Origin of the sequence: Psychrobacter maritimus (genome assembly GCF_904846345.1) — a bacterium.
GTDB lineage: Bacteria > Pseudomonadota > Gammaproteobacteria > Pseudomonadales > Moraxellaceae > Psychrobacter > Psychrobacter maritimus.
In genome coordinates this window covers 1-17,862 of sequence record NZ_CAJHAJ010000010.1, presented here as the reverse complement: position 1 = coordinate 17,862, position 17,862 = coordinate 1, and the positions used below count along the sequence as shown (strand labels likewise).

General features: G+C 42.9%; 14 protein-coding genes and 4 tRNA genes. 10 read left to right on the top strand and 8 right to left on the bottom strand.

What is annotated here, in order from left to right; genetic code table 11:
* Positions 1 to 12 precede the first annotated feature (12 nt).
* The 4 genes from JMX50_RS11565 to metX form a co-directional block, all read right to left on the bottom strand.
* Positions 13 to 1,008 carry a rhodanese-related sulfurtransferase gene (locus tag JMX50_RS11565; RefSeq protein ID WP_201629666.1) on the bottom strand — a complete coding sequence of 332 codons (996 nt, stop codon included), beginning with the start codon at positions 1,006 to 1,008 and terminating at the stop codon, positions 13 to 15.
* Between the two features lie 363 nt (positions 1,009 to 1,371).
* Positions 1,372 to 1,953 carry a tetratricopeptide repeat protein gene (locus JMX50_RS11560; protein WP_201562163.1) on the bottom strand — a complete coding sequence of 194 codons (582 nt, stop codon included), beginning with the start codon at positions 1,951 to 1,953 and terminating at the stop codon, positions 1,372 to 1,374.
* Between the two features lie 419 nt (positions 1,954 to 2,372).
* The gene (gene metW / locus JMX50_RS11555) at positions 2,373 to 2,990 is read right to left on the bottom strand and encodes a methionine biosynthesis protein MetW (protein WP_201625051.1); all 618 of its coding nucleotides are present in this window, start codon (positions 2,988 to 2,990) and stop codon (positions 2,373 to 2,375) included.
* Positions 2,987 to 4,291: a homoserine O-acetyltransferase MetX gene (gene metX, locus JMX50_RS11550; protein WP_227671044.1), complete on the bottom strand. Its 1,305-nt coding sequence runs from the start codon at positions 4,289 to 4,291 to the stop codon at positions 2,987 to 2,989. Before metX ends, metW begins: the two co-directional genes overlap by 4 nt.
* Positions 4,292 to 4,797: 506 nt before the next feature.
* Between metX and hemH the strand changes: the two genes are divergently transcribed.
* Positions 4,798 to 5,817 (top strand): ferrochelatase, encoded by a 1,020-nt coding sequence (gene hemH / locus JMX50_RS11545; RefSeq protein WP_201629619.1) that lies wholly within the window; start codon positions 4,798 to 4,800, stop codon positions 5,815 to 5,817.
* 85 nt (positions 5,818 to 5,902) lie between these two features.
* Here hemH and JMX50_RS11540 read toward each other — a convergent pair whose 3' ends face one another.
* From JMX50_RS11540 to JMX50_RS11525, 4 genes are all read right to left on the bottom strand, one after another.
* A complete protein-coding gene (locus JMX50_RS11540) occupies positions 5,903 to 6,244 on the bottom strand; it encodes a hypothetical protein (RefSeq protein WP_201620231.1) in 342 nt (113 codons plus the stop codon).
* A gap of 249 nt (positions 6,245 to 6,493) precedes the next feature.
* The gene (locus JMX50_RS11535; RefSeq protein ID WP_201629618.1) at positions 6,494 to 7,030 is read right to left on the bottom strand and encodes a hypothetical protein; all 537 of its coding nucleotides are present in this window, start codon (positions 7,028 to 7,030) and stop codon (positions 6,494 to 6,496) included.
* A gap of 239 nt (positions 7,031 to 7,269) precedes the next feature.
* Positions 7,270 to 10,224 (bottom strand): DNA polymerase I, encoded by a 2,955-nt coding sequence (gene polA / locus JMX50_RS11530; protein WP_201629617.1) that lies wholly within the window; start codon positions 10,222 to 10,224, stop codon positions 7,270 to 7,272.
* 287 nt (positions 10,225 to 10,511) lie between these two features.
* A complete protein-coding gene (locus JMX50_RS11525) occupies positions 10,512 to 10,925 on the bottom strand; it encodes an Ohr family peroxiredoxin (RefSeq protein WP_201629616.1) in 414 nt (137 codons plus the stop codon).
* 298 nt (positions 10,926 to 11,223) lie between these two features.
* Between JMX50_RS11525 and JMX50_RS11520 the strand changes: the two genes are divergently transcribed.
* From JMX50_RS11520 to JMX50_RS11480, 9 genes are all read left to right on the top strand, one after another.
* A complete protein-coding gene (locus JMX50_RS11520; RefSeq protein WP_201629615.1) occupies positions 11,224 to 12,141 on the top strand; it encodes a hypothetical protein in 918 nt (305 codons plus the stop codon).
* 157 nt (positions 12,142 to 12,298) lie between these two features.
* A complete protein-coding gene (locus JMX50_RS11515; protein ID WP_183620030.1) occupies positions 12,299 to 13,894 on the top strand; it encodes a peptide chain release factor 3 in 1,596 nt (531 codons plus the stop codon).
* Between the two features lie 239 nt (positions 13,895 to 14,133).
* Positions 14,134 to 14,988, top strand: a complete 855-nt coding sequence (locus tag JMX50_RS11510; protein ID WP_201629614.1) for an RsiV family protein — start codon at positions 14,134 to 14,136, stop codon at positions 14,986 to 14,988.
* Positions 14,989 to 15,121: 133 nt separating this feature from the next.
* A complete protein-coding gene (locus tag JMX50_RS11505; protein ID WP_201629613.1) occupies positions 15,122 to 16,258 on the top strand; it encodes an FHA domain-containing protein in 1,137 nt (378 codons plus the stop codon).
* Between the two features lie 440 nt (positions 16,259 to 16,698).
* Positions 16,699 to 16,774: transfer RNA gene (locus JMX50_RS11500), tRNA-Thr, on the top strand.
* A 65-nt stretch (positions 16,775 to 16,839) separates the two neighbouring features.
* A tRNA-Tyr gene (locus tag JMX50_RS11495) sits at positions 16,840 to 16,923 on the top strand.
* Between the two features lie 85 nt (positions 16,924 to 17,008).
* A tRNA-Gly gene (locus tag JMX50_RS11490) sits at positions 17,009 to 17,082 on the top strand.
* 114 nt (positions 17,083 to 17,196) lie between these two features.
* Positions 17,197 to 17,271, top strand: a tRNA-Thr gene (locus JMX50_RS11485).
* Between the two features lie 482 nt (positions 17,272 to 17,753).
* The coding region (locus JMX50_RS11480) for a GTP-binding protein (RefSeq protein WP_227671040.1) at positions 17,754 to 17,862 on the top strand (109 nt) is incomplete at its 3' end.

Here is a 17,862-nt window from a genome sequence, read left to right as displayed (position 1 = left end):
ACGCTTAACTTCTTAAGCTTTGGCTTTATTCGCAGCTTCCGCTTGACGTCGGGCTTCAATCTTAGCGGCTTTACGCTTTTCTATAACATCCATCACATCGCTACCGATATGCGCCTCACCACGTTTTTTGGCTAACTGCATTTGATGCTCGCGCTCACGGAAGCGGGCTTTTTGTTCTTCAGTCGCTTTATCGATACAATGCGGGCACGACTCGCCTTTGATATAGGCGGCGCTTTGCATTTCCTCATGAGTAATCGGCATACGGCAAGCAAAGCATTGCTCATAGTTGCCTTTTTCTAGGTTATGATTGACCGACACGCGGTTATCAAAGACGAAGCAATCGCCTTGCCACATTGATTCGCTGGCTGGGATTTCTTCTAAATACTTTAAGATACCGCCTTCTAAATGATAGACCTCTTCAAAGCCTTGTTCGCGCATATAAGCAGTAGATTTCTCACAACGAATACCGCCGGTACAGAACATGGCGACTTTTTTATGTTTCGTTGGGTCGAGCTCTTTTGCCACGTACTCTGGAAACTCGCGGAAGGTTTCGGTGTTTGGATTAACCGCGTTTTGAAACGTACCGATTTGAACTTCATAATCGTTACGGGTATCAATCAAAATAACGTCAGGATCTGAGATAAGCGCATTCCATTCGCTTGGTTTTACATAGCGACCGACCGATTGTAACGGGTCGATATTCTCTACGCCCATAGTGACGATTTCTTTTTTAAGCTTCACCTTAGTGCGATAAAAAGGCTGCGCATCAGTATAAGATTCTTTAAAAGTAAAGCTGCCAATCGCTTCGATACTGCGCAAATAATCTAAGACATTATCAATACCTTGGCGGCTGCCAGAAATCGTGCCGTTAATACCTTCGCTGGCCAGTAATAAAGTGCCTTTGACATCATTATCAAGCATGGTATTTAAAATTGGCTCACGATATTGCTCAAAATCGCTAAAGCGCGTGAACTTATAAAGTGCGGCAACGACGATATTATTGGTCACGCTATCGTAAGCAGGCGCTGCTTTGTTATCAGTTGTAGTGCTATCTTGGATATTGCTATTTTTGGTGCTGCTGTCTTGATTGGTACTCATGTTTTTCTCCTGCTGGCTAGGTCGCAAACCTAGTGCATTGGGTTTAAGGTGCTTTTAAAATTAACGGTTAAAATGAATTGGTAAAGCTCATAACACTAGCGCAATTGTGGAATTCGCTAATGCGCGCGTAGTTTAGCAAATTTTGGGAAGATTTTGGAGGTTTTATCATTCTAAAACCTCATAGAAATATGAGAGATAATAAAAATGGCAAACAAAAAAGCCCAGTATAATACTGAGCTTATTTTATTGACTGTGTAAGGTCAAAATTAGAGTTTACTTACTCTGGAACCAAGTATCGGCTTTGCTACGGGCACTAGCAATGTCTGAGCTTGATAAGTTCAATGCTAGCTGACCGATTTTACCGCGAGCTTTGTTACGTACTTTTTCATCGAGCATACCGTCACGGGCAGCTAAGTCGTACCATTTATAAGCATCAACTAGGTTTTTTTGCTTTTCATCTAGCAAAGCAAGCGTATAACTGGCACGGTTATCGCCGCGCATTGCCGCTTTTTCTAACCAAAGGCGTGCTTGCTGTAGATTTGGTTGGACACCTTCACCGCGCAAGTACATGATGGCAAGATTCAACTGAGCAGGGGCAACGCCTTGCTGAGCTGCTTTGGTATACCATTGGACAGCTTGTTGGGTATTTTGGGCAACGCCTTCACCTTTTTGCAAACGCTTGGCTAAGTAAAACTGAGCGTGATTGTTACCTTGGGCAGCGCTGGCAGACAGCTCACTGATAGGCATTAGCTCAAAACGTGAGGTATCAAGTGGCACGTTTGATATTAACTCAGCGTTGGCAAGGCCCGCACAAGAAAACAGGGCAGTAAACAACGCAGCTTTTAATAATTTCATAGCAGCTCCAAAATTAGGCAGTTAATAAGCAAAAGATAAGTTGCACCGCTAAAAATTGTCTCGCTAAAGACAGTTAGACGGCGATAACAATTAGGTGAAATCTTGCAATACCAACTTACCTAATCATTAGCAAAATAATTCGTGTTGGTAGTGTTTCGTATCGGTAGTGTCATAGTCGTCCCTGATTAACCCGACAAACGGTCGTAATTAGGGGGTGATTGACACTATTTCGCTAGCTTAACACCCAAACTTACGAAACTCAAATACTAATTACAGGATTTAATTCCTAACTGTACCTCATTGTCCTCAATAAAATCATAGAGTTACTGAAGGGTAAGGAGGAATTAACAATCGCTTAAGATTAAAATAGGTAGTAATGGCGTTAAATTCACTTTAATAAACGACAAAAAATACGATTATTAATCCCGTTTTTGCTTGCTGACGCGATAGATAGCGACGTCTGCTAAAAGGTTAGGAGCTTGACGTATTAATGCAGTCATCAGCGGGTTATGACCTTTTTCCGAGTCACTGACAGCAAAGCGGTTGATGATATGAATATCATGCTGCGCGCACAGCTGCTCAAAGTCCTTAAAGGTACATAGATGAATATTTGGCGTGTTATACCACTCATAAGGCAACGCTTCTGAAACTGGCATCAGACCTTTTAAGCCCAAATGCAGGCGGTTTTGCCAATGGGCAAAGTTAGGGAAGGTAATGACGGCTTCGCGGGCGACGCGTAGCATATCGAGCAGGAGAACATCAGGCGCTTTTACCGCTTGTAGTGCTCGTGCCATAACGACCGTATCAAAGCTATTATCTGCAAAACGGCTTAAGCCATCATTGAGGTCTTGCTCGACGATGGATAGGCCTTTAGTAATGGCTTCATTAATTTTGTCCTCGTCAATCTCAAGTCCATAACCGGTCACGCCTAGATTTTGCTGTAAATGCGCGAGTAGCTCACCATTACCGCAGCCTAAATCAAGCACATGCGAGTGCGGTGCAATCCAACGCTCAGCCAATTGATGGTCCATTCTCATGAGCGTTCTCCTTTGGCTGTCATGCTATTAGCAATAAATGGCGCGGTCAAAAAGCCTTTAACGGCACCCATATAACGCGGAATATCAAATAAAAACGAATCATGACCGTGCGGTGCATCGACATTGATATAGCTGACCGGCTTACCAGTCGCCATTAATGCATCGACAATCTCTTGCGAGCGCTCAGGGGCAAAGCGCCAATCGGTGGTAAATGACACCACCAAATACTGACACTGCGTATGGGCAAAGGCGGCTTTGAGCGCGCTTAGCTCTTTTTCATTGGCAACATTAACGTTATCAGCATGCGCGCTATTATTTAACGTTTTATCAATTTTGTTCTCGGCATATTCAGCTTTTACTGATGCGGATTCTAATGTTGCTGCTGATGGATAATCACGCGTCGGGTCAAAATAATCTAAGGCTTTGGTCATCAGCAGATAGGTATTGGCATCGAAGTTTTCACTAAAGCGTTCGCCTTGATAGCGCAAATAGCTCTCAACTTGAAACTCAACGTCATAGCCATACATAAACTTACCAGATTTTAAATCACGACCAAATTTTGCCTTCATCGCGTCATCAGTCAAGTAGGTGATATGACCAACCATACGCGCAAGAATAAGCCCGCGACGCGGATAAGTACCCGCCTGCAAATAGCGTCCGTCTTTAAAATCAGGGTCGGATAAAATAGACTGACGCGCGACTTCATTAAAAGCGATGTTTTGCGCAGAAAGCTTTGGTGTACTGGCAATAACCACGCAGCGTTTTAACCGCTCTGGATAATCGACCGACCATTGCAGGGCTTGCATACCGCCCATTGAGCCGCCGACGATGGCATGCCAAACCTCAATGCCCAAACGGTCTGAGAGCATGGCTTGGGTTTTTACCCAGTCTTTAATGGTGACAAGGGGAAAGTCAGGGCCATAAACTTGTGGCTCGCTGTTCTCATTATTCTTATCTGAGCTTTTTTGACTTGAATGGACGGTGTCAGGATTGATGGTCGTTGGACCGGTAGAACCAAAGCAGCTGCCGATATTATTGACGCAAACGACAAAAAAGCGATTAGTATCAATGGCTTTATTAGGGCCAATCATATTGTCCCACCAACCCGCTTTTTTATCGTCGTCACTATGAAAGCCTGCCGCATGATGGCTACCTGATAAGGCGTGACAGATAAGGATGGCGTTTGATTTGTCGCTATTGAGCGTGCCATAAGTTTCAAAGATTAAATCGAATGAGGGCAGGGTGCGATTGCACTCCAAGGTCAACGGCTCAGCGAAATGAAAAGTCTGCGGCGTGACGATGCCAACTGAACCTACCGAATCGACGGTATCGGTTGCATTAGCGGCATGATTGGTGGAATGCTCACTGGTACTATCAGAACGTGCGCTCAAAGCTACCTCACAAAACAACAGTTATGGATAAAACAATAGTCATGGATAAAAAAACGGTTATAAATAAAACAAACCTAGGATGGCGACAGTAATTGGTCTAACTAGTTTATTGTTATAAGCTTGTCTATTGTATGGCGATGTGCGTAGGAGTACAACCTTCGCGCCAAGTCTTTATTTTAAGCGCCTATTAAGGGCAGTATCAAGACAAGTATCAAGGCAGGTATTAAAGCACATATTAAAGTGTATAACGGTTGCCTTTACCATGCGTTCTGCTCTTATAAAATGCTACACTAAAGGCGAACAATAGCAGCTATTTTAAACCTTATAATATCTCGTTTATAAGCTTCTCTGCTTGCTCGTTATGTTTCTATCTAATATATTTCCTGATGATTTAATAAGTGAATAAATAATACTCTATGAAACCTAAATTGCCGCCACGTATTGCCGTCTTGTTAGTCAACCTAGGTACGCCTGATGAGCCGACTGCACCAGCCGTACGCCGCTATCTCAAACAGTTTTTATCTGACCCGCGCGTGATTGAAATCCCTAAATTCTTATGGGCAATTATTCTAAACCTGTTTGTGTTGCCAAGCCGACCAAAACGGGTGGCAAAAGCGTATGCCAGTATTTGGGAAGGCGACTCGCCCATTCGCAAAATACTAAAAAGCCAAGTTGAGCTGCTCGAGCCGCGCTTGGCTGATAGTGTTGCGCCATTTCGGGTGTCTGTGCATCCGGCGATGAGCTATGGCAATCCTGGCCTGCCTGATGTGATGGATACCTTGCGTAGCGAAGGCGTTGATCATTTTGTTATCTTGCCATTATTTCCGCAGTATTCGGCATCATCTGGCGGTGCGGTATATGATGCGTTAACCAAATGGACGCTCAAGCAACGTAACTTGCCAAACTATAGCATTGTCAAAGATTACTTTGCCCATCCGCTTTATATCAAAGCCCTAGCTGATTCGATTCGCCGCTTTCAAGCGGAACATGGCAAGCCTGAAAAGCTGATGTTTAGCTTCCATGGGATTCCGCAGCCTTATGCTGATAAAGGCGACCCGTATCCAAAACGTTGTAAATGTACCGCCGCGCAAGTCGCGCACGAACTTGGTCTGCAAGATGATGAATGGATTATCAGTTTCCAGTCGCGCTTTGGTAAGCAAGAATGGGTCAAGCCTTATACCGATGTGGTGTTAGAAGATTGGGGCAAATCTGGGGTGCGTTCAGTACAGGTGATTAGTCCGGCGTTCTCCGCTGATTGCTTAGAAACACTGGAAGAATTGGCGATTGAGAATCGTGATAATTTTCTTAACGCGGGCGGGCAAGAATATCATTATATTCCCGCGTTGAACCTTGATGAAGCGCATATTGATTTGCTAGAAGCATTAAGCTTGCCTTTGGTCAAAGGCTGGGCAGGAACCTTGGATGGCTGGGCTTAATTGTTTTCTTAAGCCATAAAAAATACCGGACATAATGTTCGGTATTTTTTTCTGAATTATTTTCTATTTTACGAATAGGTGATTTCTAAAAATTGTCATCATTAGAAATCTTTGCCGCATCTCTGTCTGCAATATCAACGATATTAGGATAGTCTTTATCATCTAAATTGTCTTCGACCAATACTTCATCAATCCGAGCTTCATCAATATTTTGCCGATGCATCGGTGTCAGCCCTTGAGTTGCGTCCGTTCCAACTTCTGAGTTATTAAATCCTGCGCTATTATCAATCATATCGTCATTATCAAAGGTGTGCAGCATAGGGTTGTTTAAATCAATCTCTTGGCTACCGACTTCGTTGTCATTCATATTGTCGTCACCTTCAATATGATTCATCTCTTCTGGTAGTGGAGTTTTTGTATTGTCCATGGATATGTCCTCATTATAGTTATAAATGCCATTCACGTTATTATTGGTCATTGGTAAGATCTGCTTATCAGTGTGCCGCGTTATGATGGTAACTGATAGTAGTAAGGTGTCACAGGATGTTCAAAAAATGTAAGACGGCAAGTTTATAAAGGCAAAAAAACGGCTGCCCATATTGAGCAGCCGTTTTTCAGTTGTTATCGTTAATAAAGGTTTTGCTGGTTGATAACCTTAGCGAGTAGACAATTTCTGTTAGTTGGCTTTGCACGGTGCATGATAATTTTTTTGAGGTAAAAAATGTCTCTCAAACTCACCGAGTTTAAATGTCCATAAATAAATCAAGGCAATCGTATAAACGCCGGTCTCTGCGATTTCTTCTACTATCTCGCCAATGCTTTCTGGTATAAAAATGGCATTTTCACCCATATATTCTAATAGTGCTAAGGCAACCACAGTGATATATAGTGACACAGGAACTTTTTTTAATACCATCCACAGATAACGCCAACTATAAGCTAATAAGCCCACAATCAGCAGATACACCGTTAACAGCACAGCGTCTTCCCACCAATCGTACGAGTGATTCATAAATGTAAAACCACTAGGAATCAAGAGCTCGGGCACATAGTTCAACTCACGACGAATCACAGCAAAAAATGTCAATACAGATGCCAACCAAAAATAGTGCCCCAGTTTCAGCTCACTCTGTATCACATACTGAACGCAGCGTAATATGCACGCGATTAATATGATAATACCCGGTAATTCGATGATGCCATCTGCAATCAAAATAAAGCTTCCTAGTTTTCAAAAATGAAAAAAGTGAGCGCACAGGCTCACTTTAAACCGTCATTAATATGTTAAAAATTAATATATATAAAAGTAACGTGTGCTTATTATACTGCTAAGAGTCATTGCACAGCTATGGCAGAGTATAAACGCCAGTGTTCAATTACCATTTTTAGCTGCATTAATAGAAGCATTAATAGCAGTATTAAAAGCCATTATAACTGCCTTTGTTTGCACGATTAATGCGCTTCATCCCAGTTCTGACCACTATCTGTTTCAACCAATAAGGGTACAGCAAAATCTACCTGCCAACCTTTTTCAACAGCAGTGTTAGTTAAGACGTCTTGCATGGCATCAGTAATAAGCTTGCTGATTTCATCGACCTTGTCGCTATCGACTTCAAACACCAGCTCATCATGGACCTGTAGCAGCATTTTGGCTTGCTCTTTTGGCAACACTTTATCAACAGCAATCATGGCAAGTTTAATCAAGTCAGCTGCCGAACCTTGTAGTGGCGCGTTAATCGCCGCACGTTCAGCGCCTTGTTTGACCATGCGATTGCTATGGCTGATATCAGGTGTATAAAGCTTACGACCTAATATGGTCTCGACATAGCCTTTGTCATGGGCGCTGGCACGAGTATTGATCATATAGTCTTTGACGCCCGGATAGCGCTTAAAGTACATATCGATATAGTCTTGCGCCTCACTGCGGCTCATTTGTAGCTGCTTGGCAAGACCAAAAGCGCTCATACCATAGAGTAGACCAAAGTTAATGGCTTTGGCATTACGGCGCTCGGTCGGGGTGACATCAGTAACATCTTTGCCAAGCACTTCAGCTGCGGTGGCCGCGTGAATATCCAGCCCTTCATTAAAAGCATGCGTTAGGTTTTTATCACCTGAGAAATGCGCCATTAAACGTAATTCAATTTGTGAGTAATCCGCGGCCAGAATAACGCGACCTTCTGGCGCGATAAAGGCTTGACGAATTAGGCGGCCAGTGGCAGTACGAATAGGAATGTTTTGTAAGTTGGGATCAGTTGATGACAGACGACCGGTACTGGTTAGTGCTTGGTGATAGCTGGTATGCACGCGGTCAGTCTGCGCATCTGCAACATTATCAAGCGCATCGGTATAAGTACTTTTGAGCTTAGACAGACCGCGATATTCAAGGGTGATATCGACCAATGGGTGGTCAATCTTTGATAATACCCCTTCACCCGTAGAGTATTGCCCTGACTTGGTTTTTTTACCACCAGACACGCCAAGCTTATCAAACAGCATCTCACCAAGCTGTTTTGGTGAGCCGAGATTAAATTCTTCGCCAGCGATTTCATAAGCACGTTTTTCAAGCGCAATGATTTCTTCATCAAAACGCTTTGATAGCTCATTTAAGAATGGGCGCTTAATTAAAATACCGCTTGCTTCCATTTGGCAGAGTATCTCTGCAGTTGGAATCTCTAATTCGTGTAGCAACTTAGCGTTATTGTCGTCAGCTGCTAATTTTTCGCTAAACAAGTCAAACAGCTGATAAGTAATATCGGCATCTTCGCAAGCATAGTCGCTGGCAATATCGATGGCGACTTGGTCAAAGCTAACTTGCTTAGCGCCTTTACCAGCCACATCTTCAAAGCTGATGGTTTGTGTTTGTAGGTAATGGCGCGCCAAATCGTCCATACCGTGGCGAGTAGCTGCCGCGTTAATCACATAGCTGGCAAGCATGGTATCCATTGCCCAGTTATTAGGGCTGGCATGAATGCTGCCTACTAAGTCGATATCATAATGACTGAGAATATGGGCATCATATTTGAGATGTTGACCGATTTTACCGATGTTTGGATTTTCTAAGATAGGTTTAAGTTTTGCTAATACCGTATCGCGATCAAGTTGCTTTGCAGTCAGCTCATCGCCTTCTAGATTATGCGTGAGCGGTACATAATAGGCTTCGTGCGCTTTTACCGCAAAAGACAAACCAACCAATTCAGCCTGACGCCAATAAACGCTGGTGGTTTCGGTATCGATAACGAAGTGCGGTGCGTCTGCTAATAGTTTAACTAAGCTATCAAAAGCGGCCTCATCTAAAATCGTATGCCATGCTCTATCATGACTTTTACTGTCGGTGATATTGTCGATTGTGCTTGACTGTAAGGATTTAGCGATTTGTGCTTGTGATTCCGCATCAGCCTGACTATTGGCGACACTTTGTGAACCATTGGCTGGATGATTGGGGTGATCCAGTGAGGCCAACTCGTTTCTAAACTCAAGCTCAGTATATAGCGCGCGTAGCTCATCGATATGAGCGCATGGGTCGGTATTAATTTTTAAATCTTGCCAGTCTTGGCCAATTTCTAAATCGGTAACGATGGTTGCCAGCTGTGCATTCATCGGAATGTCATCAGCATATTCGACCAGGTTTTTGCCTGCGCGTCCTTTGATATCAGCGACGTTTTTGAGCATATTGTCGATACTGCCATACTCATTAAGCAAGTCTTTGGCCGTCTTTTTGCCGATACCCGGCACGCCTTTGATGCCGTCAGAGGAATCACCCATCAGGGTCAAAAAGTCAATCATCTGCTCAGGATTGATACCGAATTTTTCGACCACGCCTGCGCTATCGGTAATTTTACCGGTAAAGCTGTCTTCTAATATCACGCAGTCATTAATCAGCTGCATCATGTCTTTATCACCCGTGGAGATGACCACGTGATGACCTTCAGCGACGGCACGATAAGCGAGGGTACCAATAATATCATCGGCTTCTGCGCCTTCGATACGGAGTAAGGGGATTCCTAGAGCGGCGACCAAGCTGTGGATATACGGAATTTGCTCAGCCAATTCCACATCCATTTTTGGACGATTGGCTTTATATTCATCTGACATCGCATGACGAAAAGTCGGTGATTTGGTATCAAAGCAGACCGCCATATGGGTTGGGTGATAGCGGCGCATTAATTTCAGTAGCGCATTCAACGTCCCACGTATGGCGTTGGTTATCAGGCCTTGAGAGTTTTGCATGGTCTTTGGTAAGGCATGATAAGTGCGAAACAGATAGTAAGAGCCATCGACCAAAATAAAGGGCGGCTGGTTTTTGTCCACATGACTGGTATCCATCGTCGCCACATTTGGCATGGAGGCAAAGTTTGGTAGCGTATTGGGATTAATGGGCGAGTGCGAGTTGTGGTCGTTGGCAGTCATAAAAAGTCACTTATCAAATATGGGGCAGCAAGTATTGAGTAAAAAATTGGATAAAAAGATACCTTCATTATAACGATAAAAAACCTTCTTGCCGAATTGATGGCAAACTAATCAATGGATGGTGGAAATAATAAACAATTACGATGTTGACGAGCCAAATTCGTCGCCAATAAAAAAAGAACCCAGACCAGCTGAGTTCTTTTATTATATTTAATAGCTGTATATATGTAATGGATTTTTACATTTAATGGTTTTTTATATTTCATGACATTGGCGTTATTTAGCGCTTATTTTACTTCTGAAGTCACTTCGCTATCGACATTACCATGGGTAGCTTTAGAATACGGGCAGACTTTATTGGCTTTCTCAACCAACTGTTGGAATTCATCCGCTGATAGTTCTGTATTTTCACCAATCACATGGATTTTAACGGCCAATTGAAAATCTAGGCCTTCACCTTTCATCAAATCTACCGATACTTCAGTGGTAGAATCAAACTTTGCTTTTTCTTCGCCTTTAACTGCTGCAAGTGCACCATCAAAGCAAGCAGCATAGCCCATGGCGAATAGTTGCTCTGGATTGTTACCTTCTTTACCAGAACCCGGTGCAACCATATTAATCGTCAAGTCACTGTCTTGAAGGCTAGCACTACCTGTACGACCGCCAGTAACCGTGCCTTTAGTAGAATATAGAGTTTTCATAACACATCCTTTGTTGTCAGTTTTTATAATTGAAGTAAACTTTGGCTATCAATCTCGATAAGCCTTTTCTTAATAGGACCTATAGCATAGCAAGCTGCTCGATTAGCGCAATGGGACAGTAGTAAACATATGCTACAAGTTTGTAAGTGGGTAAATGTATCATGTCTGTCAGGTTAGCGATAATCGAAGCATTTTGATATATAAATCATGAATGTGTTAATGTAAACTCATTGTATAAATGGTCATAGTAAACCCATCAGCATAGATGGCAAAAACAGAGCTATAAGGACGTTATTTGATGAACGGGTCAATGAAGAAACTAATTGTAATACCAAGTATTTTATCTTTAATGATGATTGCTCTTGTCGGTTGCGAAGAAGATAACGGTATTTATGGCTCGGGTGGCAGTAATAACATTACATTGACCAGCTTTGCTAATAGCTATGACAGCCAAGTAAACGCTACGGCGATTGCACGTATTGATGAGAGCTACCGCACAGGCGCGCGCGAGATTAAAATAAAAAATCTTGTCAATAATTATAGTAATCAGAGTCTAAACACCTTAGATAAAACGATATTGGCAAATAACTTTGAAGGGCGACTGGAAAATAAGAATATTGAGGTGAATGGTCGCACGGTCAAACGTCCTATTTATGAGAAAAACACCAATAACAAGTCTAGCTATGAAATCACCTATAAAACTTTAGATTTATCAGGTGTAAAAGCGGACAGTTATCTTGCAGGGAATACGATAAGCAACAGTCGCGGCATCATTACGAGCTTAAACCATTATCCTAAAATTCCAGCGACGTTGGCATTTCCAGCCGGCTCCGTTTGTTATATTCCAGTCGTTACAAGCGAGCGCGCGTTTTTAGCATTTAATGAAAAAGACAAAACCGGTTATTCAGCATTGGATAAGTGGATTAACGCCGCTGAAGCAAGATTTGATGATAACAGAGGTTATAGTACTTCTAAGTTTGGGGTTGGAGCGGACAATAAACAACACGCGGCACAGGTGACGTTTTTTGCCTATAAAAACCAACCTGCTTATCAATATAACGGCGTTGAATATGATAGGGGCATCTACGAAGCCGATTATGTTGCCAAAGGCAGTAGCAATCCGAACACCAATAGCTTTCGTAGCGTGGTTGATTGCACCATCGTCAATGAGGTCGCCGCCGACTTTTTGGAAAGAGAAATCAAGCGTTATTATTAAATATAAAATCATCTAAACACTCTCTATTTGATTATCAGGGAGTGTTTTTTTATGCGCTAATTCTGCACCCAGACGCTAAATCCGTTACAATATGCCCATTATTGACACTATTTATTTAGATTGATTTCTAAATTAGCCAACGTTGAAGCCAAAAATTATGAGCGTAGATCCAAAAAAATTAAGCAAAGAAGTTGCCAAACGCCGCACCTTCGCCATTATCTCGCATCCCGATGCGGGTAAGACCACCATGACCGAAAAGCTATTGCTTTGGGGTCAAGCGATTCAGGTGGTTGGTGAGGTTAAAGGCCGCAAAACCGACCGTCATGCGACATCTGATTGGATGAGTATGGAGCAGGAGCGTGGTATTTCTATTACCACCTCGGTCATGCAGTTCCCTTATAAAGACCATATGGTCAACCTGCTAGATACACCGGGTCACGCCGACTTTAGTGAAGATACTTATCGTACTCTGACCGCTGTAGACAGTGCGCTGATGATGGTCGATGGTGCAAAAGGTGTCGAAGAGCGTACCATCAAATTGATGGAAGTTTGCCGGATGCGTGATACGCCCATCATCTCATTTGTCAATAAACTTGACCGCCAGATTCGTGAGCCACTTGAGCTCTTGAGTGAAATCGAAGCGGTATTAAAGATTAAATGTATTCCGGTTACTTGGCCTATCGGTATGGGGCAAGATTTCGTTGGCGTCTATCATTTAACCGAAAACAAAACCTATCTATATGAAAAAGGTCACGGCGGTGATATGACGGTCGCTGAGACGCGCGAAGGCTATGATTATCCTGATATTCGTGAGCGTTTGGGCAAGCTGATGTTTGACGCTTTTGAAGAGTCACTTGAGCTGGTACAAATGGCGCTAGAAGAATTTAGTGTTGAGGCGTTCTTGGCGGGCGAGATGACACCGGTATTGTTCGGTACGGCGCTGGGTAACTTTGGCGTCAATATGGTGCTGGATACTTTAATCAAATATGCGCCGCCGCCAAAATCGCACCCGACCAATGAGCGCGAAGTGGCGGCAACTGAAACCGAATTTAGCGGTTTCGTGTTTAAGATTCAGGCCAATATGGATCCGCGTCACCGTGACCGCATTGCGTTCTTACGGGTTTGCTCAGGCAAGTACGAAAAAGGCATGAAGATGAAGCATGTGCGCTTGGGTAAAGACGTACGTATTGCTGATGCTTTGACTTTCCTTGCTGGTGACCGTGAAGCGTTAGAAGAAGCTTATCCGGGTGATATCATCGGTTTACACAATCATGGAACGATTTCTATCGGTGACAGCTTTACCGAAGGGGAGGAGCTAAACTTTACCGGTATTCCGCATTTTGCTCCTGAACTGTTCCGCCGTGTGGTGCTCAAAGACCCGCTTAAATCAAAAGCGCTGCAAAAAGGTCTGCAGCAGTTAAGTGAAGAGGGCGCAACGCAGGTCTTTATGCCGCAGATTAATAACGATTTAATCTTAGGCGCGGTCGGTGTCCTACAGTTTGAAGTGGTCGCGCATCGTCTAAAAGAAGAATACAAAGTGCAATGTATCTTTGAACCGGTATCTATTGCAACCGTACGCTGGATTCATTGCGATGACGAAGTAGCGTTAGCGAAATTTAAACGCAAAGCGCATGACCAGTTATCGATAGATGGCGGCGGCTATTTGACCTATTTAGCCCCATCACGCGTGAACTTACAGCTGATGCAAGACCGCTATCCAGAAGTGACGTTTAGCAATACACGCGAGCATTAAAATCAGCTTATCCATCTTCCTGCTTACTTTTAAAAGACACGATATCGTGTCTTTTTTATTACGGATAATTTTTACAACGAATAAACGGATAAAGGCTGGTTTGCCAAAAGCACTGGTCATTAGAAACACCAATTATCAAAAATACTAAGTATCCAAAAACACAAACAGTGTACCTACAATACTACAGAATGGTTACGGTAGAATATCAAGACACCTTATCTGCATATTAAAGAGGCTATATGAAAGCGGCACTCCAACCACATACTAATAAGTCAAAATTGTCTCAAAACTCTGCCTCACAGACGGCTTGGCTGCGACTAATAACCTCGTTAGGTGGTGGGCTGCTGCTTGGCGCATTAAGCTTATCAGCGCATGCTGGGAGCCTGATTAGCCACACTGAATACTTAGAGTATGAGCTGCCGAAAAATATAGAAGAAAAATGCGCGGCGCGTGATAACTGCCCAGAGATTGAGGTTAAATATCTCAAGACCAATCATCCTTGGATCAATAAGCTGACCAATGAGCGTATCAATCATTTGGTCGTTAATAGTAAACCGACTGAATCTGCGCCCATTACTAAAAAAAGTAGCCCAGCAGATGTCAAAGCTGCTATCGATGGGTTTGTTAACTCACAGTTTGCTGATTTGCCCGAAGACAGCGTTTTCGTCTATAACTTAATGGTCACGCCCGAATACTTGGGTCATGTAAACGATTTCGAGCTGTTCGAGATTAGCTCGTACGTTTATACGGGCGGCGCTCATGGTATGCCATATAGCGAATATCTGGTGTTTGACCAACAGAGCAAAAAACAAATCCAATTAGCAGATATGCTCCAGCCTAATAAGAAACTTCGCTTTAAAGCGTTAGTTTATGATGCCTATAAAAACTGGGTCAAAACGGTCGATGAAGACGTTGTAAGCTATGAGAAAAGCTGGCCGTTTACCCTAAGTGATAACGTAACCTTGACCGATAAAGGGGTCGATATTCGTTATCAGCATTACTCTATTAGTCCCTATGCCTATGGTATGCCCGTGCTTAGTATCCCCTACGAGAAACTTGGCGGTATTATAAAACCCCGCTTTATTCCTAAATAATACAGACGATAAATCTCAACGGATATTAAGCTCATCATTTGAAGACAGTTATTGAATAAGGAACGCTATTTAATAAAGAGAATTATTTAGAAAGATAGCCATTGAACATTTAATAAAAATAAGGAGTGATAGCATGACGAACCATATAGAAAATGCCAATACACCAGTCGCCACAGATGGCGCAACATGGCAGCTTAACGCCCTAACCGAAGCCTTGGGTGATCTGACGTTGACAGTCAGTGACAGCCTATCTGTGGGACGCGGTAGCGACAATGATGTGGTGCTCGGCAGCAAGCAAGTGTCACGCAATCATGCGGTGTTGAGCGTATTAAACGGTGAGTTGTACGTGAAGGACTTAGAATCGTCAAACGGTACTTTTATCAACGAGCAGCGCATTGAGGCCAATAAATCTACCAACCTTGCTGCCAATGATACGCTAGGTTTTGCAAGCTTTAGCTTTCAGGTAAGCGCGCCAGTTGCTGCGCCGTTGGCTAATAAGCAAGCCGCTCCACTGGTGACAGATGAGCCAGCACTAAGCGCTAGCGCTGATATGGTTGGCGAATTAGCACCTGCCGCCGCCGCTGAACCGGTTATTAAAGAACCTGTGGTCAAAGAAACGAAAATTGAAGAGTTGTTACCTGTTGCAGACACTCCAGCCGAACCTGTTGAAATTATAGAGGCTGAACCAGTGATTGAAGAATCTGTTGTTGAAGAAGCAACTATTGAACAAGCAATGGGGACAGAGCCAGTGGTAAAAGAAACAGGAATCGATGAAGCCTTGTCAGCGACAGATAATAATAGTGAAGCAGTACCAATCGAAGCAGCACCGATTGAAACAGCAGCAGTGGCCACTGAGCCTACTAAACAGGCGGAAACCAAGCCTACAGAGACTATAGAGGTAGCAACAGAGGCAGTAACGAGCGCGCCTGTTGTAGAAGAACCAATACAGAAGGCAGCTCGTCAAGCACCAGAAGAAGCAGACGCTGTAAAGCATGACAAAACCACCAAAACCGCTCTGCAAGAAGAAGCAGATCCTGATGTATTACGCGCCAAGCAAGCTGCTACTTCGCAGTTCTCAGGCACTGCCAACTTGGGTCAACCTCGCGACCTTGGTACAGCTGGTAATAATGCCATGGATCAAGCCATCAATAACCCTGCTAATGCGGGACAGGTTGAGAAAAAGCCCAGCGGCGGTTGGTTTATATGGGTCTTTGTGGCAGTTTTAATTATTGGCCTAGCATTATGGTTGTTTAATATGGGCATCGTATAAGGCGATTTATCATTAAAAATCGCTTATAACATTCCTTAAAAAACGCATCTGCCAGCTGATATCATTTATTTAACCTGCAAAATTGTAAAGGTTATCTAATAATCACTGGCAGTTTGCCGACTTACTGCATAAATTGTCCGTTTATAGATTAACTTTATGAATCATTTGTTAATAGCCATAAAATATAAAGTTAATTAAAAGGTTTTATTATTGATTTAGGTAGTAAAAATAATCGGTACTAGAGGACGTAGTGGCAAGCTATTTACTTTTCCGCGTGGCTGATAATATCAATCGCGATAAAAAGAGCGATTTAATGCTAGAAAAAACAGTAATGTAATCAAGTGTTTGACGGTTTTTATGAAAATAATGCTAAAAAAACCAAAAAAGAGCTTGCGTCTATCAAAATATTTGATAGAATAGCCACCACTTTGAGAGAACAAGCCGACTTAGCTCAGTTGGTAGAGCAACTGACTTGTAATCAGTAGGTCGCCAGTTCGATCCCGGCAGTCGGCACCATATCTTTCAAAGTCGCTTTTTATGAATTTGCTTTACATTAAAGTGATTTTATATCAAGCAATCTAGGTGGGATTGGGGAGCGGTCAAACCCAACAGACTGTAAATCTGTCGCGAAAGCTTCGAAGGTTCGAATCCTTCTCCCACCACCATATTTTTTCAAAGTTTGTCCTAGCGCCAAGCATACTCTATATTCTGAACGACTCGCTATCAGAGTCAAGCAGCATAAGAGTAAATGCGGGTGTGGTATAATGGTAACACCTTAGCCTTCCAAGCTAATGACGCGGGTTCGATTCCCGCCACCCGCTCCATATATGCACCATCGCAGCAACTATCAATCATCACGACAGTCAGTTATTATTGCTGTATCGTGATATTTTTTTTAGTGCAACCCAGTGGTTGGCTACTGTAGTTTTTAAAAGCACGCTCATATAGCTCAGCGGTAGAGCACTCCCTTGGTAAGGGAGAGGTCTTGAGTTCAATTCTCAATATGAGCTCCATTTATTATTCAAGTGTTTTATATTGGCTTTGCTCTTTTGACAAAGCGGGGCACTTTAATAAAGTATTGTATTTTACAAAATATACATATCGATATCGAAATTATAGAATATTGAAAATTATAAACAGAGTGTGGCAGATAATGATTTAAGGGTGACACTGAGGTGTTGCCTTTTAGTGCTGTCAGTTTATTAATAAATCCATTTATTAATAAGTCTGTTTATTAAAAAAACACAGGAAGACAATGTCGCATTGCCAATGTGCGTTATAATACGCGGCAATGTGCAAGAGATTGAAAAGCACGTATAATGTCTCTATATAAAGATATAGACAGCTGTAGCGCTATCAATCCTTGTTAATAAATAAGCTTTAGTAGTAAAACCATAGCGTCAACGGTTTGATGGTTTTTATGCATCATGAGCCGTCAAACAGCTATTTACCGATCTTTGATTGTTAAAGATTCATCAAAAAAGAGGAAATACCCATGGCAAAGGCCAAGTTTGAACGCAGCAAGCCACACGTCAACGTCGGTACCATCGGACACGTTGACCACGGTAAAACAACCCTAACCGCCGCTATCGCAACCGTAGCAG